General features: G+C 57.6%; 22 protein-coding genes and 2 tRNA genes. 13 read left to right on the top strand and 11 right to left on the bottom strand.

Going from position 1 to position 19,260, the window contains the following annotated elements; all coding sequences use genetic code 11:
• Positions 1–148 precede the first annotated feature (148 nt).
• The 4 genes from G5367_RS04655 to cydD form a co-directional block, all read right to left on the bottom strand.
• Positions 149–535: a DUF488 domain-containing protein gene (locus tag G5367_RS04655; RefSeq protein WP_005347417.1), complete on the bottom strand. Its 387-nt coding sequence runs from the start codon at positions 533–535 to the stop codon at positions 149–151.
• A 9-nt stretch (positions 536–544) separates the two neighbouring features.
• Positions 545–916, bottom strand: a complete 372-nt coding sequence (rcsF, locus tag G5367_RS04650) for an Rcs stress response system protein RcsF (protein WP_101529794.1) — start codon at positions 914–916, stop codon at positions 545–547.
• Between the two features lie 163 nt (positions 917–1,079).
• The gene (gene cydC, locus G5367_RS04645) at positions 1,080–2,810 is read right to left on the bottom strand and encodes a heme ABC transporter ATP-binding protein/permease CydC (RefSeq protein ID WP_421244347.1); all 1,731 of its coding nucleotides are present in this window, start codon (positions 2,808–2,810) and stop codon (positions 1,080–1,082) included.
• Complete coding sequence (cydD, locus tag G5367_RS04640) at positions 2,803–4,572, bottom strand: heme ABC transporter permease/ATP-binding protein CydD (protein WP_236395556.1); 1,770 nt, start codon at positions 4,570–4,572, stop codon at positions 2,803–2,805. The genes cydC and cydD overlap by 8 nt, the downstream gene beginning before the upstream one ends.
• A gap of 201 nt (positions 4,573–4,773) precedes the next feature.
• On the opposite strand from cydD, the gene G5367_RS04635 reads away from it, so the two are divergent.
• Together G5367_RS04635 and G5367_RS04630 are read left to right on the top strand one after the other, a co-directional pair.
• Positions 4,774–4,847, top strand: a tRNA-Gly gene (locus G5367_RS04635).
• 15 nt (positions 4,848–4,862) lie between these two features.
• A tRNA-Gly gene (locus G5367_RS04630) sits at positions 4,863–4,937 on the top strand.
• 162 nt (positions 4,938–5,099) lie between these two features.
• Here G5367_RS04630 and arcA read toward each other — a convergent pair.
• On the bottom strand, positions 5,100–5,819 hold the full coding sequence (arcA, locus tag G5367_RS04625; RefSeq protein ID WP_005338193.1) for a two-component system response regulator ArcA: 720 nt from the start codon (positions 5,817–5,819) through the stop codon (positions 5,100–5,102).
• Positions 5,820–6,215: 396 nt separating this feature from the next.
• Here arcA and G5367_RS04620 point away from each other — a divergent pair, with 396 nt between their 5' ends.
• Both G5367_RS04620 and G5367_RS04615 read left to right on the top strand, forming a co-directional pair.
• The gene (locus tag G5367_RS04620; RefSeq protein ID WP_139741748.1) at positions 6,216–6,623 is read left to right on the top strand and encodes a DUF3293 domain-containing protein; all 408 of its coding nucleotides are present in this window, start codon (positions 6,216–6,218) and stop codon (positions 6,621–6,623) included.
• A gap of 42 nt (positions 6,624–6,665) precedes the next feature.
• Positions 6,666–7,145 (top strand): putative 4-hydroxy-4-methyl-2-oxoglutarate aldolase, encoded by a 480-nt coding sequence (locus G5367_RS04615; protein WP_118854119.1) that lies wholly within the window; start codon positions 6,666–6,668, stop codon positions 7,143–7,145.
• Between the two features lie 3 nt (positions 7,146–7,148).
• On the opposite strand, the gene G5367_RS04610 is transcribed toward G5367_RS04615, so the two are convergent.
• Positions 7,149–7,628, bottom strand: a complete 480-nt coding sequence (locus G5367_RS04610; protein ID WP_421244348.1) for a hypothetical protein — start codon at positions 7,626–7,628, stop codon at positions 7,149–7,151.
• Positions 7,629–7,785: 157 nt separating this feature from the next.
• On the opposite strand from G5367_RS04610, the gene G5367_RS04605 reads away from it, so the two are divergent.
• From G5367_RS04605 to G5367_RS04570, 8 genes are all read left to right on the top strand, one after another.
• Positions 7,786–8,184 carry an META domain-containing protein gene (locus G5367_RS04605; protein ID WP_203118094.1) on the top strand — a complete coding sequence of 133 codons (399 nt, stop codon included), beginning with the start codon at positions 7,786–7,788 and terminating at the stop codon, positions 8,182–8,184.
• Positions 8,185–8,425: 241 nt separating this feature from the next.
• Positions 8,426–8,794, top strand: coding sequence for an ArsR/SmtB family transcription factor (locus tag G5367_RS04600; protein ID WP_005338181.1), 369 nt, complete (start codon positions 8,426–8,428; stop codon positions 8,792–8,794).
• 4 nt (positions 8,795–8,798) lie between these two features.
• Positions 8,799–9,167: an arsenite efflux transporter metallochaperone ArsD gene (gene arsD, locus G5367_RS04595; protein WP_421171749.1), complete on the top strand. Its 369-nt coding sequence runs from the start codon at positions 8,799–8,801 to the stop codon at positions 9,165–9,167.
• A 27-nt stretch (positions 9,168–9,194) separates the two neighbouring features.
• Complete coding sequence (gene arsA / locus G5367_RS04590) at positions 9,195–10,958, top strand: arsenical pump-driving ATPase (RefSeq protein ID WP_421244349.1); 1,764 nt, start codon at positions 9,195–9,197, stop codon at positions 10,956–10,958.
• Positions 10,959–11,067: 109 nt separating this feature from the next.
• Positions 11,068–12,132 (top strand): ACR3 family arsenite efflux transporter, encoded by a 1,065-nt coding sequence (gene arsB, locus G5367_RS04585; RefSeq protein WP_421211918.1) that lies wholly within the window; start codon positions 11,068–11,070, stop codon positions 12,130–12,132.
• A 75-nt stretch (positions 12,133–12,207) separates the two neighbouring features.
• Positions 12,208–12,633: a glutaredoxin-dependent arsenate reductase gene (arsC, locus tag G5367_RS04580; RefSeq protein WP_042054966.1), complete on the top strand. Its 426-nt coding sequence runs from the start codon at positions 12,208–12,210 to the stop codon at positions 12,631–12,633.
• 358 nt (positions 12,634–12,991) lie between these two features.
• The gene (locus G5367_RS04575) at positions 12,992–14,203 is read left to right on the top strand and encodes a NupC/NupG family nucleoside CNT transporter (protein ID WP_421214235.1); all 1,212 of its coding nucleotides are present in this window, start codon (positions 12,992–12,994) and stop codon (positions 14,201–14,203) included.
• Between the two features lie 467 nt (positions 14,204–14,670).
• On the top strand, positions 14,671–14,820 hold the full coding sequence (locus tag G5367_RS04570) for a hypothetical protein (RefSeq protein WP_005347375.1): 150 nt from the start codon (positions 14,671–14,673) through the stop codon (positions 14,818–14,820).
• 182 nt (positions 14,821–15,002) lie between these two features.
• Here G5367_RS04570 and G5367_RS04565 read toward each other — a convergent pair whose 3' ends face one another.
• Positions 15,003–15,779, bottom strand: a complete 777-nt coding sequence (locus tag G5367_RS04565; protein WP_421244350.1) for a BPL-N domain-containing protein — start codon at positions 15,777–15,779, stop codon at positions 15,003–15,005.
• Between the two features lie 342 nt (positions 15,780–16,121).
• Between G5367_RS04565 and G5367_RS04560 the strand changes: the two genes are divergently transcribed.
• Positions 16,122–16,649: a metal-dependent hydrolase gene (locus G5367_RS04560; RefSeq protein ID WP_421244351.1), complete on the top strand. Its 528-nt coding sequence runs from the start codon at positions 16,122–16,124 to the stop codon at positions 16,647–16,649.
• A 348-nt stretch (positions 16,650–16,997) separates the two neighbouring features.
• On the opposite strand, the gene G5367_RS04555 is transcribed toward G5367_RS04560, so the two are convergent.
• From G5367_RS04555 to G5367_RS04540, 4 genes are all read right to left on the bottom strand, one after another.
• Positions 16,998–17,528, bottom strand: coding sequence for a hypothetical protein (locus G5367_RS04555; protein WP_216951422.1), 531 nt, complete (start codon positions 17,526–17,528; stop codon positions 16,998–17,000).
• 47 nt (positions 17,529–17,575) lie between these two features.
• The gene (locus G5367_RS04550; protein ID WP_421244352.1) at positions 17,576–17,866 is read right to left on the bottom strand and encodes a 4-fold beta flower protein; all 291 of its coding nucleotides are present in this window, start codon (positions 17,864–17,866) and stop codon (positions 17,576–17,578) included.
• A 90-nt stretch (positions 17,867–17,956) separates the two neighbouring features.
• Entirely contained in the window at positions 17,957–18,595 is a 639-nt protein-coding gene (locus G5367_RS04545) for a hypothetical protein (RefSeq protein WP_236361467.1), read from the bottom strand.
• Positions 18,596–18,657: 62 nt separating this feature from the next.
• Positions 18,658–19,245: a hypothetical protein gene (locus G5367_RS04540; RefSeq protein WP_236764185.1), complete on the bottom strand. Its 588-nt coding sequence runs from the start codon at positions 19,243–19,245 to the stop codon at positions 18,658–18,660.
• Positions 19,246–19,260: the final 15 nt, after the last annotated feature.

The raw sequence follows: 19,260 nt of genomic DNA, 5'->3' as shown, positions 1-19,260 counted from the left end.
TCGAGCCGCTACTGCCGAGCGTGGTACGGCAGGTGCGAATACAACGAGAGAGGGCATCCCGCGGGATGCCCTCTCTGTCTATCCATGCCTGATGGTTGCCGAGTACAGGCTGACGCGATTCCCCATCGTATTGCTGTCGCTCACCGAGTTAGCGAATGGCGGCCCCCGCAGCTACCAGCAGCTCTTTCAAAATGGCGCGATGGCAGCGGGATTCCTGCTCGCAGTAGCAGCCCACCGACAGATTGGTGGTGTGGGAGAGGGCGGCCAGCAGCGCCAGATCATGTCTGGCGGCAGGTTGCGCCATCTCTGCCTTGTACTGTTTGCCAAACGCCGTCCACTGGGCGGGCGTCTCGGCTGCCTGCCCCAACTTCATGGTCTCGCTGCTGGGGGCGAGGTTGGGGAACCAGACATCGTACCAATGCTGGCTGGCAAATTCGCTCTTGGGGACGCCGCGGGGCGGGCGGCGCACCGTGCCGATCCGCAGTCCCTCATCGGGCAGGCGCGGGCTGCCAAGGCGAACGATAGCGAGGGCCATGACAGCGGGTTACTTCTCTTCGGCCACTTTCAGCGCCTGCCCGTAGCAGATCACCTGTTTCAGGCAGCCCGGGGTGTCGCTGAATTCGGCGCATTTGTCGATGGTGACGCCGTTGCCACCCATGTCTGCCGCGCGGCGACGGGCCTGGGTGCGCGCTTCACCGGCGTTGGGCACCGGCTGGTTGGCATCGGCCTGGCAGGATTCACCCTCGATGGTGCCGAGGTAGAGGTAGTTGAGGTCAGCCAGCTCATCCTGTTCATAGATGCGCACGCTACCGGGTTTGAAGTATTCGTCGAAGTTCTCTTTATCCAGATTGCTGTTGAAGGCGTAGTTGGCACAGCCGGAGGCAATCAGGGGCATCATCAGGATCAGGCGTTTCATCGTCTCGTATCTTGTGTCGGTGATGAGGACAGTAGAAATGCGCAGGCGCTCCATGTCGGCATCTTGTTGAATAATGAGGGGAACATTATAGGGGCCAGCCGCCTGCGGCGACCAGCCCCGTTTTGCGCCCGGTTGTCAGGGTGTGACCCCCATCAGCCTGATATCAAACCGGAGCCAGCCGCTGATAGAGGCTGCGGTAGTAATCATCCGCCAGCAGCTCGTTGTGAGGGGCGCAGAGGCGGATCTGCCCCTCTTCCATCAGGGCAATCCGGTCCATCTGCTCCATCCCCAGCAGGCGGTGGGAGATGAGCAGCAAGGTGCGATCTGCCCCGAGCTGGAACAGCAGATCCATGATCTCCCGCTCGGTCTGGCTGTCGAGCCCTTCGGTCGGTTCGTCCAGCAGCCAGAGCGGCGCATCGTGCAGCAGGGCGCGGGCGATGCCGATACGACGACGCTCACCACCGGAGAGGGGGCGGCCGCCGTCACCGAGCCAGGCATCCAGACCCGCCTCATCTTCCAGCAGGGTAGCAAGGCCAACCCGGGTCAGTACCTCGACCAGCTGCTCGTCAGTGGCTGTCGGTGCAGCCAGCTTGAGGTTGCCGCGCAGGGTATCGGCAAACAGGTGTACCCGTTGGCTCACCACCGAGATGGAGGCGCGCAGCGCCCCTTCGCTGTAGTCGGTGAGCGGCTTGCCACCCAGCAGGATCTTGCCAGCCTGCGGGCTCCACTCACGGGTCAGCAGCCCCATCAGGGTCGATTTGCCGCAGCCGGTCTGGCCCAGCAGGGCCAGCTTTTCCCCAGCGTGCAGTTGCAGGGTGCAGCCACGCAGCACCGGCTGGGGATTGCCCGGGTAGCCAAAATAGAGGTCATTGATCTGCAGCGTGCCAGCGGTGGCATGGGTCTGTTCGCCGCCCCACACGGGGGCTTTTGCCTCTTGCAGGATCTCGTTCAGGCGGCGTGCCGAGGTGAGGCTGGTGGAGAGGTGCTGGAAAGCCCCCGCCAGCGGCATCAGTGCCTCGAAGCTTGCCAGGGTGGCAAAGACCATCAGTGCGGTGATGGGGTCGGGCGCAGCGCCCGCCACTCCATGACCGGCCAGCCAGAGCATCAGGGTCAGGGTCCAGCCGCTCAGCAGTTGTACCGAGAAGTTGGCCAGCCCGCTCACCTTGGCCATCCGGGCCTGCGCGACGAGCAGCGCCTGTTCGGCTTGTTGCAGCTCAACCAGCGCCTTGGGGGCGGCGGCAAACATCTGCAGCTCGGCCTGACCATCCAGATAGTCCACCATCCGGGTACGCAGGGTCGATTTTTCGGCAATCAGCGCCTGACCGGGGCGACGGCCGAGGAAGTAGAACACCAGCGGCAGGGCGATCATGCCAAACAGCAGAATGGCACCCAGGGTGAGGGCGAGACGGCTGTCGAAAAACGACAGGAAGAAGACCAGTCCGGCGGTGCTGAGCAGGGCCGCGCCTATGGGGGTGATCAGCCGCAGATAGACGTGGTCCATCGCATCGATGTCGGCTACCAGTCGGTTGAGCAGATCCGCCTGACGGAAACCGGCCAGGGTACCGGTGGAGAGCGGCGAGAGTTTCTGCCATAACCAGACCCGCAGTCGGGTCAGTACCCTGAAGGTGGCGTCGTGGCTCACGACCCGCTCACCCCAGCGACCGGCGGTACGGACGATGGAGAAGAAGCGCACCCCGCCCGCAGGGGTCATGTAGTTAAAGGCATGGGTCGTCGCAACTGTCATCCCCGCCACGGCGGCGGCGGAGAGGAACCAGCCGGAGAGGGAGAGTAGTCCCATGCCGGCGGCCAGGGTCACCAGCGCCAGCAGCAAACCAATGGTGAGGCTGAGCCAGTGTTGGCGATAGAGGCGCAGAAATGGCAACAGATCACTCATCGAGAGAACCTCCGGAACGTTGGGAGAGCAGGCGGGCAAAATGCCCCTGCCCAGAACTAAGTTGCTGGAAGCTGCCTTGCTCCACCAGCTGGCCGCGGGCCAGCACCATTATCTTGTCCATCTTGGTAAGCTGGTCGAGGCGGTGGGTGATCATCAGCAGGGTCTGGCCAGCCATCACTTGCTCGAGGGTGGTCATGATGGCGCGTTCGGAGTGGCGATCCAGACTGGCGGTCGGTTCGTCGAGCACCATCAGCTGGGTTGATTTGAGCAGGGTTCGCGCCAGTGCGAGGCGCTGGGCCTGACCGACCGAGAGGCCGCCCGCCTGATCGCCGACCGGATAGTCGAGCCCCTTCTCCATGGCAAATTCCCACGCCTGTGCTCGTTTCAGGGCATCTTCCAGCTCTGCATCGCTGGCCGTTGGCTTGGCCAGCAGCAGGTTGTCGCGCAAGGAGGCGTGGAACAGCTGCGGGTTTTGCGAGAGCCAGCCCAGTTGCAGGCGCCACTGGCTCATGTCGAGGGTGGCAAGCTCCTGCCCGTTGACCTTGAGCTCGCCACGATAGGGGGCAAAGCCGAGCAGGGCGTTGACCAGCGAGCTCTTGCCTGCGCCGCTGACGCCGATGAGGGCGGTGCGCGAACCGGCTTCCAAGGTGAAGTCGATGGGGCCGACCAGCACCTTGCCTTCGGCGCTCAGCACTTCAAGTCCTTTTGCTTCTACCTTGACCGGGCTGTCGGCATGGAACGGCGCCGTGCCTGCGGCCGGCTCGCTCACCTCGGCTTCTAGGAATTCCAGCAACTGCTCGGCAGCGCCGATAGCCTGCGCCTTGGCGTGGTAGTGGGCACCCAGTTCCCGCAGCGGGGCGTAGAACTCGGGGGCGAGAAACAGCACGAACAGGCCGGTAAAGAGGGTGACCTTTACCCCATAGCTACCAAAGTTCAGATGGTCGATATAAGAGAAGCCGAAGTAGACGGCGACCAGCGCGACTGAAATGGCGGCGAAGAACTCCAGCACTGCGGTGCTCAAAAATGCCAGGCGCAGCACCTCCATGGTGCGCTCGCGAAAATCTTCCGAGGCGTCGCGAATGGCGTCACCTTCTGCCTGGGTACGCATAAAGAGTTGCAGCGTGCGTAGCCCCTTCAGCCGATCGAGGAAGTGGCCGGAAAGACGAGCCAGCGCCTGAAAATTGCGGCGGTTGGCATCGGCGGCGCCCACACCCACCAGGATCATAAAGATGGGGATGAGGGGGGCTGTGCCCAGCAGGATCAGACCTGCCGCCCAGTTGACCGGGAATACAGCCACCAGAATGACTACCGGAATAAAGACGGCGATGGCCATCTGCGGCAGATAGCGGGAGAAGAAATCCTGCATATTTTCAATCTGTTCCAGCAACAGGCTGGCCCAGCTACCGGCCGGACGGCGCTGGATATAGGCAGGGCCGAGGCGACTCAAGCGCGTGAGCACCAGCTGGCGGATGGTCTGGCGCACCGCGCTGCCCGCCTTGAAACTGGCCACTTCGCGGCCATAGGCCAGAGCGGCCTTGCCAAGCGTCACCAGCAGCAGGGTAATAAAGAGTGTGATGGATTGCTCAGGCGTTGAGCCTTCGATGATAAAGCCGTGCAACAGGGTCGCCAGCAGCCAGGCTTGCGCCACCATCAGAATGCCCTGGCCAAGGCCAAAAGCGATGGATATCGTGATCCAGCGGCGACCGTGACTCGATTGCTTGCGCAACCAGCCATAGAGACGTTTTTGCGTTTTTTTATCCATTACCACCATCCTCGCGTCGAGTGGCGCAAGACTATCCTTGCCGTTTGGCCTTGGCAACCTTGTAAATTATCTGTGTTGAAAATGTTTGATTGAAAAAGCAACCGTCTGTTCAATCCTTGTCCGAACAGATTGATTTATTGAAAAAAGTGGCAAAGGCGCCATTGCGCTCGGCGGCAAAATGCATATAGTAGGAGCCCTGACGCGGGTGTAGTTCAATGGTAGAACGGTAGCTTCCCAAGCTGCATACGTGGGTTCGATTCCCATCACCCGCTCCAAATTTCAGATGCCAAGCGGGCATCGTATAATGGCTATTACCTCAGCCTTCCAAGCTGATGATGCGGGTTCGATTCCCGCTGCCCGCTCCAGCTTCAAAACAAAAAGCCCACTCCTGCGAGTGGGCTTTTTGTTTTTCATCTGTCTTGTGCGCCGTTCGACGTCACGCTCACCGTTTCTCAGCTTTTAAGGCAAATCGCAGAGACAGAAAAGGCGCCCGAGGCGCCTTTTCAGATCAACAGCGTAGCGGGAGCTTATTCCTGCTCCAGCTCACCACAGAAACGGTAGCCTTCGCCGTGGATGGTGGCGATGATCTCCGGAGTATCGTTAACGCTTTCGAAGTGCTTGCGAATGCGACGGATGGTCACATCGACGGTACGGTCGTGGGGCTTGAGCTCGCGGCCGGTCATCTTCTTCAGCAGCTCGGCACGGGTCTGGATCTGGCCCGGGTTTTCGCAGAAGTGCAGCATGGCGCGGAACTCGGAGCGCGGCAGCTTGAACATGTCGCCAGTCGGGCTGACCAGTGCGCGGCTGTTGATATCCAGCGCCCAGCCGTTGAACAGGTAGCGCTCAACCAGCTTCTTCTCTTCGCCACCGGCAGCCACGTTCATGGTGCGGCTCAGCAGGTTGCGGGCACGGATGGTCAGTTCGCGCGGGTTGAACGGCTTGGTGATGTAATCATCGGCGCCGATCTCCAGACCCAAGATCTTGTCCACTTCGTTGTCACGGCCGGTCAGGAACATCAGGGCGATGTTGTCGTTCTCACGCAGCTCACGGGCCAGCAGCAGGCCGTTCTTGCCCGGCAGGTTGATGTCCATGATCACCAGATTGATGGTGTGGGAAGTGAGGGCCTGATGCATCTCGTCGCCGTTGTTGGCTTCGAGCACGATGTAGCCTTCGGCTTCAAAAATGCTTTTCAGGGTATTGCGTGTGACCAGCTCGTCTTCGACGATCAGAATGTGTGGTGTTTGCATGAGTATTCCCAGATTCTTATCAGTTAATTATCTTAAATTTAACACTCTTTGGCGTTTCAAACCGATTTCCTGACTGATCCTGAAAATTTATTACGTCATCCTGGGTATGAGAGTCAGGTCGGAATATCGCGAATTAGGCATCAGTACCGGCAAGTATCCCTGTGCCACTTATAGGTTCCCGACAAGTCTGGTCGAGCAGAGCCTGGAAAGGTCGTCCATTACGAAAGTGGCCGCATTTTATCAGTTAACAGGAGCATAACAACACTCTTTGCCGTCAGATAGCAACTTTTTAACTCTGATTTGATATAGGTCAAACCCTGGTACAGCAGCATCATACTTGGCCTGAACCGGGTTTTCGCCCCTATAAAATGTAATGGAATGTAACATGTGATTGACATGAATTTGTGGGAAAACTACAAGAAAATCTGCTTTATCGCGCCATTTGAGCCACCAGACTGGTCTGCCTTTGCCATCATCACAGCCTGGAATCCGGCCAGCCAGTGGGTCACAGAACGACGCAATATGCGGCGGGAACGGGCGATGTGGCGCCATCTGACCGTGGATTTGCAGGTGCCCGTGGTGGGGCCATTTTGGGGATCTGACCCGGACGAACGCTGGCAGGAGTCATCGCTGGCGGTGGCGCTATCTCTGCCACAAGCCCGTCAGCTGGCTGCCCGTTTTGGCCAGAATGCTCTCTACTGGGTGGAGGATGGCCAGCTCTGGCTGGTGCCAGTATTGACGGATAAATCAGCAGTTTGTCTGGGCAATATTGAATCCTTCTGGATTGCCAGAAACCTTGCCTGATGAAAGAATGAACATCTTCATGTATCTGAAAGGAATCAAATCATGCTGGATCTCCTGCCCGACCTCTGCGATCAACATGGCGACTTGCTGCAAGTGGCCGACCCGGTGTTTCAGGATTTTGGCGGCAAGGCCCTCTTTTATGGTCGCGCCGTAACGCTCTCCTGTTATGAAGACAACAGCCTGGTGCGGGATCTGGTGACCCGCCCCGGTCACGGCAAGGTGATGGTGATCGACGGCGGCGGCTCGCTGCGCCGTGCGCTGCTTGGCGATCAACTGGCGGTCAAGGCGGTGGAGCAGGGGTGGGAGGGGATCCTGATCCACGGCGCGGCGCGGGATGTGGGCACCCTGGCGACATTGGCGCTCGGGGTCAAGGCGCTGGCGGCCTGTCCGGTCAAGACCGAGAAGCGGGGATTGGGAGAGCTGGGGGCCGTGGTCAGCTTTGCCGGTGTGACCATCCACGAAGGGGATTACGTCTATGCGGATCGCAACGGCGTGGTGGTGAGTGCCACGCCGCTGTTGTGATCATCAGAAGTTGAAGCCGACGCCCAGACTCAGTGCCTGATCGGCAGTGATGGCGCTGACGCCGTAGTTGGCTGTGAGGGAGAGTCTGGGGGTCAGCAGCAGGCTGGAGTTGAGCTCCAGCAGGGTGCTGGTCTTGTTGAGATCGAGATGCTTGATCTGGCTGCCGATATTGAATGCCGGAGAGAGCTGGTAGCGTACCCCCGAACTCATATTGAAACCGGATGTGCGATTCTGATCCGCCACCGCCGGGCCCGCTTCCATAAAGAGGGTCACATCATCCACCACCGGATATTGATAGCCGCTATTGACCAGCCAGAGATCAAAACTGTCGCTGTGATGGCTATGGCCATTGAGCAGCACACCCGAGTAACTTTTGACATAGAGAGACGGGTTGGATTGCGGCTGAACCACTGCCCAGTCGGCGGCCTGAACAGCCAAGCTGGCGCAGGTTGCAAGCAGTGTGATGATGAGTGATTTGACCATTCGTTTCCCCTCCCTGGGTCCGGAACTGAGCCTAAGCATGGCACATGCCAGCTGGTAGTAAAGTGAAGGGAGATCACAATAAAATCCTTTGGCATGGGCGCCAGCCATGATAAACAGGCTGCCGTATTGATGGCTCTAATCATTAAGAGGTGAATCCATGAACAAGAAACTGACTCTGCTGGCCGCGCTGGCACTGGGAGGCTGCGCAATGGCAACAGGTTCCAGCATGGCTCAACTGCAAGCATCCGGCTGGCAGCTGCAAGGCGCCACCGGCGATACCTTCACCCTGCAAGTGGTCGACGGCAAGGTGGCGGGCAAGGGCGGCTGCAACCGCTATTTTGGCGGTATCACCAAGCAGGGTGACGGTGTCTTGACGCTGGGCGCCATGGGCTCCACTCGCATGATGTGCATCGGCGACGCCATGAACAAAGAGACCGAGTTCCTGCAAAAGCTGGAGAAGGTGGCAACCTACTCCATCAACGGCAACCAGCTGACTCTGAGCGATGCCAACAAGGCGGCCCTGCTCACCTTCAACGCTGTGCCAGCTGCCAAATAAGGCACGCGTTCGTCTGATTGCCCCGACAGCTCTGACTGTCTGATACACGCCCTCCCTCTGGAGGGCGTTTGTTTATCTGCGATGAACCCTGTGTGGTCATCCGCGATTGTTGTTCACTCGTCGATTCTCCAGTCAGCCCGGTTTGATACCAGAATCTCGTATCTTCGTTTTGGTACGTATCTTGATCATTTCAATAATTCTTGTATAGTTGAAATGAAAGGTCGCACCAAGGGGAGTGAATATGAACAAAGAGATGGCCACCAAGGTCTTTGAATCGCTGGCATCCGGCATCCGGCTCGATGTATGGCGGCTGCTGGTGAAGGCCGGGCTGGAGGGGCGGGTCGCCGGTGAACTGGCCAGCGAGCTCGATATTGCCCCCAATACCCTCTCGTTTCACCTCAAGGCGATGCTCAACACCGGTCTGCTGTCGGTGGAGCAGGAGGGGCGCTTTCTGCGCTACCGCGCCAATATTCCCCTGATGCTGGATGTAATCGCCTACCTCACCGAGGAGTGCTGCGCCGGTCATCCCGAGGCGTGCGGCGTGATGCGTGCCGAGTCAGCCTGCTCCCCCCATGTTCTGCCTGCGCAGCCCTGCTGCAACAAGGAGTAATGTCATGTCCTCCATTCAGATTTTTGATCCCGCCCTCTGCTGCTCCAGTGGTGTCTGCGGTACCGAGGTTGATCAGGCACTGGTCACCTTCGCAGCCGACCTTGCCTGGGCCAAGGAGCAGGGCGTTGCCATCGAGCGTTTCAATCTGGCCCAGCAGCCGATGCAGTTTGCCGAGACGCCTGCCGTCAGCGCTTTTCTGACCCACGCCGGGGAGGAGGGGTTGCCACTGGTGCTGGTGGGGGGGCAGGTGGTATTGACTGGTCGTTATCCGAGCCGCAGCGAGCTGGCCCGTTATGCCGGGCTGCCTGCGCCACAAGCGGCCATCAAGGGGATCGTCAAAGGCGGCTGCTGCTCTGGCAGCGGTTGCTGCTGAGTCGTGACGCACCATTCGGGAGAGGCTATGTACCATTTTCTGACCAATCCACCGCCGTTTCTCTTTTTCACCGGCAAGGGGGGGGTGGGCAAGACCTCGCTGGCCTGCGCCAGTGCGGTGGCGCTGTGTGATATTGGCAAGCGGGTGCTGCTGGTGAGCACCGACCCTGCCTCCAATGTGGGGCAGGTGTTTGCCACCGAGATCGGCAATCGGGTCACCGATATCGCCACAGTGCCCGGTTTGTCGGCGCTGGAGATAGATCCCCCCGCGGCGGCCAAAGCCTATCGGGAGCGGATCGTCGGGCCGGTGCGCGGCAAGTTGCCCGAGAGCGTGGTACGCAGCATCGAGGAGCAGCTCTCCGGCGCCTGCACCACCGAGATTGCCGCCTTTGACGAATTCACCGCCCTGCTGACCGACCAGACGCTGCTGGCCGAGTATGACCACATCGTCTTTGATACGGCCCCAACCGGCCACACCATCCGGCTGCTGCAACTGCCGGGTGCCTGGAGCGAATTCCTTGAGCAGGGCAAGGGGGATGCCTCCTGCCTTGGCCCGCTGGCGGGGCTGGAGAAGCAGCGCAGCCAGTATGCAGAGGCGGTCGCCGCCCTGGCAGATGCTGCCCGCACCCGTCTGGTGCTGGTGGCGCGGGCTCAGCAATCCACTCTGCGGGAAGTGGCCCGCACCCACGAGGAGCTGGCCGCCATCGGCTTGTTGAATCAGCAACTGGTGATCAATGGCCTCTTCCCCGAAGGCGCCATCGGCGGAGATCCGCTGGCAATGGCGCTCTGGCAGCGCGAGCAACAGGCTCTCGCCCAGATGCCGCAGGGGATAAAGGGGCTGGCGCAGGATCATATCCCGCTGCTGGCCACCAATCTGGTAGGGGTCGACAGTTTGCGGCTGTTGCTGCAACCACAGGATGCTGGTGCGCAGGTATCACTGGCAACGTCAGCTCATCTGCCAGCTCAGCCCGAGTTGAGTTCGCTGGTAGACGAGCTGGCCGCCGACGGTCACGGCCTCATCATGCTGATGGGCAAGGGCGGGGTGGGCAAAACCACTCTGGCTGCCGCCGTGGCGGTGGAGCTGGCGAGCCGCGGTTTGCCGGTGCACCTTACCACCTCGGATCCCGCCGCGCACCTGAACGAGACGCTGGCAGGGAGTTTGCCCCATCTGGAGGTGAGCCGCATCGATCCCCACGCCGAGACCGAGCGTTACCGTGCCCAGGTGCTGGCCACCAAGGGGGCGGCGCTGGACGAGCAGGGGCGGGCGTTGCTGGAGGAGGACTTGCGCTCCCCCTGTACCGAGGAGATCGCCGTGTTTCAGGCCTTCTCGCGCATTATTCGCGAGGCGGGCAAGCGCTTCGTGGTGATGGACACCGCCCCCACCGGCCACACCCTGCTGCTGCTTGACGCCACCGGCGCCTACCATAGGGAAATCGCTCGCCAGATGGGAAACAAGGGGCTGCACTTCACCACCCCCATGATGCAGTTGCAGGACCCCAAACAGACCAAGGTGCTGATTGTGACGCTGCCCGAGCCGACGCCAGTGCAGGAGGCGGCGAATCTGCAGGCCGATCTGCGCCGGGCCGGTATCGAGCCCTGGGGCTGGCTCATCAACCACAGCTTGCAGCAAGCTGCGGTCAGCTCACCGCTGCTGCAACTGCGGGCCGAGCGCCAGTTGCCCCATATCGAGGCGGTCGAGCAGCAACATGCCAGCCGCTTCGCCGTGGTGCCGCTGCTCGCCGAGGAGCCGGTGGGGCCCGATGCCCTGCGCCGCCTCTGCCAGTACCATTGAGTCGCCGTCCCGGTCTGCTGCCGGGGCGGTTTGAATATGCCGTTACTTGTTATAAACCCGTGTTTTGAACCAATAGAAGATGCGGAATTGCGCCGCATCGGGAGCTGTGATGTCTGCAACATGTGATGCCAAGGCCGTGCCTGCCATCGGCTTTTTTGAACGTTATCTGACCGCCTGGGTCGCCCTCTGCATTCTGGTGGGGATTGGGCTTGGGCAGGGGTTGCCGGATCTCTTCAAGGCGATCGGTGCCATGGAGGTGGCCAAGGTCAACCTGCCGGTGGGGCTGCTGATCTGGGTGATGATCATCCCCATGCTGCTCAAGATCGATTTTGGCGCCCTGCATCAGGTGAAGGGCCACATGAAGGGCATTGGGGTCACCCTCTTTATCAACTGGCTGGTCAAGCCCTTCTCCATGGCATTCCTCGGCTGGCTCTTTATCCGCGTGCTGTTTGCCGACTGGCTGCCGGCGGATCAACTCGACAGTTACGTAGCGGGGCTGATCCTGCTGGCTGCGGCCCCCTGCACCGCCATGGTGTTTGTCTGGAGTCGTCTCACCAACGGCGATCCCTACTTCACCCTGTCGCAGGTGGCGGTGAACGACCTCATCATGGTGTTTGCTTTCGCGCCGCTGGTGGCGCTGCTGCTCGGGGTCTCCAGCATAGTTGTGCCATGGGATACCCTGCTCACTTCTGTGGTGCTCTATATCGTCATCCCGGTGATCATCGCCCAGCTGCTGCGCAAGGCTTTGCTGAACAAGGGAGAGGCCCATTTTGACGGCGTCATGACCCGCATCCAGCCCTGGTCGGTGGCGGCTCTGCTGCTCACTCTGGTGCTGCTGTTTGCCTTTCAGGGCAACGCCATCATTGAGCAGCCGCTGGTTATCGCCCTGTTGGCGGTGCCGATCCTGATCCAGGTGCTGTTCAACTCAGGGCTCGCCTACTGGCTCAACCGCAAGGTGGGGGAGAAGCACTCGGTTGCCTGTCCTTCCGCCCTGATCGGCGCCTCCAACTTCTTCGAACTGGCGGTAGCTGCCGCCATCAGCCTGTTCGGCTTTCACTCCGGCGCGGCGCTCGCCACCGTAGTCGGGGTGCTGATCGAGGTGCCTGTCATGCTGCTGGTGGTGCGGGTGGTTAACGCCAGCAAACCCTGGTACGAAGCGGGGTTGGGCCGTTAACTGATGGCCGCTAACAGCTGGCCGCGAACTGATGCTATCGATTTTCTATTCACTTGATTAATGAGAGACACGCAAATGAGTGCAATCACCATCTATCACAACCCGGAATGTGGTACCTCCCGCAACACCCTGGAGCTGATCCGCAACAGCGGCGTGGAGCCTACTGTCATCCACTATCTGGAGACGCCCCCCTCCCGTGACCAGCTGGTGGCGCTGATCGCCGCCATGGGCATGCCGGTGCGCGATCTGCTGCGCAAGAACGTGCCACCCTACGAGGCGCTCGGTCTGGCGGAAGATCGTTTCAGCGATGATGAACTGATCGATGCCATGCTGGCTCACCCCATCCTCATCAACCGGCCCATCGTCGTCACGCCGCTTGGCACCAAACTGTGCCGTCCGTCGGAAGTGGTGCTCGATATATTGCCCGATCAGCAAAAAGGGGCCTTCGCCAAGGAGGATGGCGAGCAGGTGGTGGATGCGAGCGGCAAGCGCCTCAAGTAATCATCTGAGTACTCAAGTACGGATTGAAACAGGGCCAGCTTCACGCTGGCCCTGTTTCGTTGTGTGAACAAGTTGAAAAAGTTACTCCGGCCAATCGTTTTACCGCTTTTTCTGTGACGATGATCACTGTACCATCGCCGCCCGACCTGCCACCCGGCCGCATCTCCCCCTGCGACGGCGCTGGCGTCACCCGATACATGCTGTCACCCGGAACGTGAATGACCCCAGGATGGGACCCGCCACTAACCTGTAGGTTTGTGGTCTGCGTGTCGCGTGGGTCGGCACTTCTCCCGCCGGATCGCCCGCGACGCCTGTCTGCAGACTTGCCATATGAAACTCCTCTCTTCATAGGTGCAAGATGACACTGTTATTGAGTCTGGTCGGTATGCTGGCCCTGATGTTTATCGCCTGGCTGGCGAGTGAAAACCGCCGAGCCATCCGCTGGCGAACCGTGCTGGGTGCGCTCGCCCTGCAAACCGGTTTTGCTGCCCTGGTGCTCTATTTCCCCCCCGGACAAATCATGCTCGGTGCCATGAGCAATGGCGTCTCCGCCCTGCTCGGCTTTGCCGACAGCGGCATCCGTTTCGTGTTTGGCGATCTCGCCAGCAATGGTTTTATCTTCGCCGTGCGGGTGCTGCCGCTGGTGATTTTTATCAGCGCGCTGATCGCCGTGCTCTACCACTTCGGCATCATGCAGTGGGTGATCCGGGTGCTGGGCGGCGCCATTCACCGCCTGCTCGGCACCAGCCGCGCCGAGTCACTGGTGGCCACCGGTAATATCTTCCTCTCGCAAGGGGAGTCGCCGCTGCTTATTCGTCCCTTCCTCGCCGGTATGACCCGCTCCGAACTCTTTGCGGTGATGACCTGCGGCATGGCCTCGGTGGCGGGCTCGGTGCTGGGCGGTTACGCCGGTCTGGGTGTGGATCTGAAATACCTCATTGCCGCCTCCTTTATGGCGGCGCCGGGTGGCCTGCTGATGGCCAAACTGCTGGTGCCGGAGCAGCAGCAGGTGAGTGATCAGACCGAGATCACCCTCGACAAGAGCGATTACAGCAACGCCATCGACGCGCTGGCAGGCGGTGCCATGGGCGGCATGAAGATCGCCGTGGCCATCGGCACCATACTGCTGGCCTTTGTCAGCGTCATCACCATGATCAACGCCGGTCTCACCACCGTCGGCGAGTGGTTCGGCTGGGCCGATCTCTCCCTGCAGCTGCTGCTGGGCTATCTGTTTGCTCCGGTGGCCTGGCTGATTGGCGTGCCCGCCAGCGAGATGATGGCGGCAGGCTCCCTGATTGGTCAGAAGGTGATCATGAACGAGTTCGTCGCCTATCTGGATTTTGCCAATATCAAGGCTGACCTGAGTGCCCATACCCAGATCATCATCACCTTTGCGCTGTGCGGTTTTGCCAACTTGGGCTCCATTGCGGTGCAGCTTGGCTCCATCGGCACCATGGCGCCGGAGCGCCGTCACGATGTGGCCAATATGGGCTTCAAGGCGGTGTTGGCGGCGACCCTGGCCAACCTGATGAGCGCCACCCTGGCCGGGATCTTTGTCTCGCTGGCCTGATAGCGTGAGGCAATAGCCGGCTAGCCTGCGGCTCAAACAAAAGACCCCCTCTTGCCGCTGGGCAATAGGGGGTCTTTTTATTGGTTTCGCCGGTTGGGCAACTGCGCTGCCTGCCTTTGAAAATGGTGGTAGCACTGCTTAACGCCATTTCGGCGCAGTGCCAGATAATCCGGTTCGGCGATGAGATCTGCTCCAGCATGGGACTACGCCAAACCGGGTTACTGCGTATGCCTTTATCACCTTTTTTGGCGGGGGACGTGGGCCTCGTTGCGTTTCGCGTAACGGGGCGGCAGCCGCTGCTACAGCGTGTCACCGTGCAGAATGAATAGTTTTTTAGATTGAATGTTGCATATTCAATCGATTATTTAGTTGGGCGTTTGGGGGATGAGTGGTGTCTGAATAGGGGAGCAGGTTGGCCAATGCGCCGTCAGCCAGTCTTTAAGCGGTCATACAAAGGAGACACTCTGATGGAAACACTTGACCTTAACATCGACACCATGCGCGAAGAGTTCCAGCTTCAGGAGCGCAAAAAAGCCCAAGAGAAGTGGCAAGCCCGAGTCGATGAGCTGCAACAGTTGCGGGGTGGGGAGAGACAACCGGAGGAGCAGGAAGAGTAGTGCTCGTTCCCGGGCGAAAGTTGAGGTAGCGAACCCTTTGTATCGGCTACCCGTTATCTACCACCGATAAAAAAACCACCGACCTTTTGCAGGCCGGTGGTTTTTTTATGGATTGCGGCCGATTGGATGGCCTGACTTCCGGGCCGAGCAATGGGGTCACATCCAGGGGCGTAGGGACGCGCCTACTTCGAATCGGTGACGGGCTCTTCGGAGAGCAACTCGTTAACGAGTCCTGCAGCCAGATGAATATTCGACTCCATCTTGTCACCGCCCACCGCGTTCGCTTTCCACGATTCGGGGGCTTCGGGGTGTGGCCCGGAAACGGCCACCTTGCCTGTGCCGTATGAGCTGATCAGCGCGGCAATATGATGGTTTTGAAAATGGGCGATGACCTTGACCTGCTCGGGGCTTGGCACCGGCGTAAATTGCGGGCCGGCCTGGTAATACATCTGGCGCGCTTCACCAAGCCAGGTGATCGGGAAGATCCTGGCGCTAAAGTCGCCGTCATAATCATCGGATGTGGCAGGGACGAGGCCCAGCGCCGGCACAAAGCCCTCATCTTCAGGCCAGCCGGTGGATGCCACAAATGCCCCCCCACAGATCCCGAGGTAGCGGCCACCATTCTGCAAATAGGTTTTTAACGCCGAACGCGCTTCTGCTGTGAAGGCATTGAGGAGCGGCTCAACATCGTCCTCAGTGCCGCCAACGATAAACACCCTGGCATTATCGAGCTCTGCAGGCAGCGCCTCGATATTGGAGAGATACCTGACCGGCAAGCCCAGCTGCCTGACCACATCTGCAATCGCCTTCGTGCTATCCCCATCAGAAACAGGCCCGTTATAGATCAGCGCGTACGGCTCTTGCTGCGGCTGCGCAGAGGCGGCCTCTGCCATGCATCCTGTCATTAACCAAAGGCTGATAACGCTCGCAATCCGCACGACGCTTTTTGGTACATTCATCGTTGCCACTATCCCTGTGATGTGAACCGAAGAGACTACTTATCACGATCCCGTTCTGCATGTCAGCCGCTGTTAAATGAACATTTCAAGTTAACGCGCCAAGGCTGATTGGCGCTGCGTTTATCTAACTGCGAGCCAATACAGAGGGACAAACCACAGGATTTCGGCCCCTGCTTCGGAGCGCGTGCAACAGCCGTTTTCATCACTTCCTGAGTGACGCCTCTTATGGTTGATGGAGAAGGATTCGAGGGGGATATCCAACAACAAAAGAAAGTGCACTTCACCTTCACTTCACCGAGCGGGGGTAGGGTAGGCTCACGTTTTCAGTTGGAGCTTTATTCTATGCCCACCATAGTCACTCACGCCGCCGTCCCTCTCTGCCTTGGACTCGGGCTTGGCAGCCGGATTATCCCGCCGCGCCTGCTGCTGGCCGGGGTTGCCATCGCCATGTTGCCCGATGCCGATGTGCTCGCCTTTAAACTGGGGGTCGCCTACGGCCATGTCTTTGGCCACCGCGGCTTTACCCACTCCCTGTTGTTCGCCTTTGCCCTGCCCACATTGGCCATGCTGTTTCATCGCCAATTTCGGGCCAGCGCCGCCACCGTCTGGTCGTTTCTGCTGGTCTCGCTACTCTCCCATAGCCTGCTCGATTCGCTCACCACCGGCGGCAAGGGGGTTGGTTGGCTCTGGCCTTGGCGTGACGAGCGTTTCTTTGCCCCCTGGCAGGTGATCCGGGTCGCCCCCTTCAAGCTGGAGGCCTATCTCACCGCCCGAGGTGAGGCAGTGATCCTCTCCGAGCTCTACTGGGTCTGGCTGCCGGGGGTTGTATTGATGCTGGTATTGATGGGGTGGCGGGGCTGGAGGTGGTAGTTGTGGGATTGGAAAGGGTTGTTGGATATATCGTGGTTGAGCAAAAAAGAAAAAAATTGGGCACCCATCTTTTGTGTTCTGGCTATGTAACGGCTTGCTCAGAGAGGTGGGTGTCCCAGCTTTGTGTTCTGACAAAGAGTCAGAATAAAAATAAGGACGAAGTATCAGTAATGGTTCAGCAACTGACCTTAAATCAGCGCTATCTAAGGTCCTTTTAAAAAGGGCGTGTAATATCGAAATTTATTTCCATAGTTCCAGATTTCTGTCTGCCTAACGTTTGGTTAAGGGGCACTTTTTAGCCCGTCCCAGCGAGCACCGCAAGCGATTTGAACCAGTTGTGAGAGGTTTTTAATGGCGACAGAGTAGAGGCCAGCCATGCTCTAAGCGCCAAATTCGCTCAAAATCAGTGGCATGTTCTATATAGCAAGCATCGACCTCCGGTGCTTGCTTGGAATTGCACATAATGACGTAAGAGATACGCCATTTGCTGAGGTCATTTAGCGATGTTTTTAGGATGGCAAGAGAGCCCGTTCCTTTGCCACCATTGAATTCTTGTAAGACTCGCTCTCTCAAGCCTCCTTTTCCTTTCTTGCCTACACCCCCAACACCATTATAAATAAGGGTAAAATCGTCATGAGTAATTTTGCAAATATTAGATAGCCCTTCATGCAGACTAGCTAACTTTGGAATGTTGAGTGCCTTTTCCTGCGTGGAAGGAATGCAGGTCTTTATATCTTCAATATTGTAGCTTGTATAAATCCAATAAAGACCATTGACCCCAGTTGGCAATGAGTCTGGCAAACACAGTTTTCCATTTTTTGATACTGGGAGTATGCGTTGCGACCTCAGTTTCTCAAACGCCACTAATTTTTTACGCATAAAACCTCTAATGCTCGAAGCAGCTGTGCATTCGCTGCCTTTGCTTGTTATGTGATATCTAGGTCTTTATATCCTACAGGAAATAGCCTTGCTCCCTTGAGCCCAGGCAATCCGGGTAGGCCTGGAAGACCCGGCAAACCAGGCAGGCCTTTTAAACCCAGTGGCTTCATTGTTTTTACAGCAATTCTCTCATCGTTGATGATTGAAGCAACATAAGAACTGTTCCAAATCTCGTCACCTTCTAGTTTACCCAAAAACTTACTACTCTTTGTGAAAACGTTGTCGCCGACAACAAAAGCCACTCCCTGACCTCTTGAATTGAAAAGCCATCTAGCCATTCTAATTCTCCTTTTTACTCACATAATGTTTGGTTAAGGGGCGGGCTTTGGCCCATCCCAGTGAGTGCAGCGAACGGTTTGAACCACTTGTTAGGCTTTTCCTCGCCATTTGTTTTTCCAGTCTTGATAGTCAAATGATTCCGAATTCAAAGACAAAGTGCAAACTGTGTCATCTATCATTTCTTCTAAATCATGAATCACATGGCCGCCAGCCATTACGCCAACTATTGTCCCTCCAGTGCCAGGACCGTCTGGCTCTAGGTTTGCACGATGATGACTGAAACGGTCTTGTATATATTTAGTTATGTACTCTCTCGGCTCTAATCCACCAAAGTGAAGAGGAGGATAAAACTCTGCCAGCTTTACCCAGATATCTTCAAGAAAATCGATATAGTCATAACTGCCCTGTCTCATATTAGCTGTTATGCCGCTATCCCAAAGTTCTTGAGCACTTTCATGCGCGGCATGGCGCAAAGAAGGAAGTCCCTTGATGAAGTGTAGGTGATGTGGCTGATCCAAGTATCGTCGTACATATATTTTTTCGGGGGTTGATACTTTATTGTTACGGTCCGTCAGGCGTCTAAATAGTTCCAATAAGGCTAAGTTGACCCCTATTACCGCAAGAAATGGCTCGTAGTTTCCATCTGGGTTGCTTATCCAGAAAGCCCCTATTACTAACGCAGAAATTAGAAGAGCTGATTCAATTGTTAAGAGTATTTTGTTTTTCATCTTATCAAGGGTGGATTTGAGCCTAATGCCGAATTCAACGACTTGTCCGCTGCAATGCGTTGTTAGCCAAGACTCTGTCCTTTGCTTATAGTTATTGTTTGTGTAGGAGAAAGAGCCTGATAAAGTTCTGGTAAAGCCAATCTAACATATTCCGTTAGAGATATTGAGCTTACAGAATATGGAGATACGCCAACAACGGACGCTACCGACTCTGGCCCAACCGACCCCTCTGAACGACCGTCCTTTTTCTTTAATTCAATTAGATCACCAAGGTATGATTTAAAAACTTCGTCACCGACCCCAAGCTCTAAAATAGACAGGGCTGGTTTTACTTCCTTCAATGAAAAATAATGTCGAGCGTGCAAATTCAGATTGGTAGCACTTTCAGAACCATAAACTAAAAAATGATGGTTGTCACGACCTACCATTTCATTTTTTGCTTGTTCGTAGCAAACGAATTTATCCTTTTCTGTTTTAAGTTCTTTTTGGGATCGCTTAAATTCAACAAGTATTAACTTGGCATCGATTCCAAAAATTCCATCACCGCCGATTTCCTGTATGCCAGATAGCGGTGCAGCAAAGTTGATCTTTTTGTCAGTTGAGGCCCGAATAACAAAGCTGTACTCGACTGTTTTTTCCCACCAAATCATTAAATTGTGCACTCC

Source organism: Aeromonas sp. 604282 (assembly GCF_049170575.1).
Lineage (GTDB): Bacteria > Pseudomonadota > Gammaproteobacteria > Enterobacterales > Aeromonadaceae > Aeromonas > Aeromonas veronii_A.
This window is presented reverse-complemented; position numbering and strand designations above follow the sequence as displayed.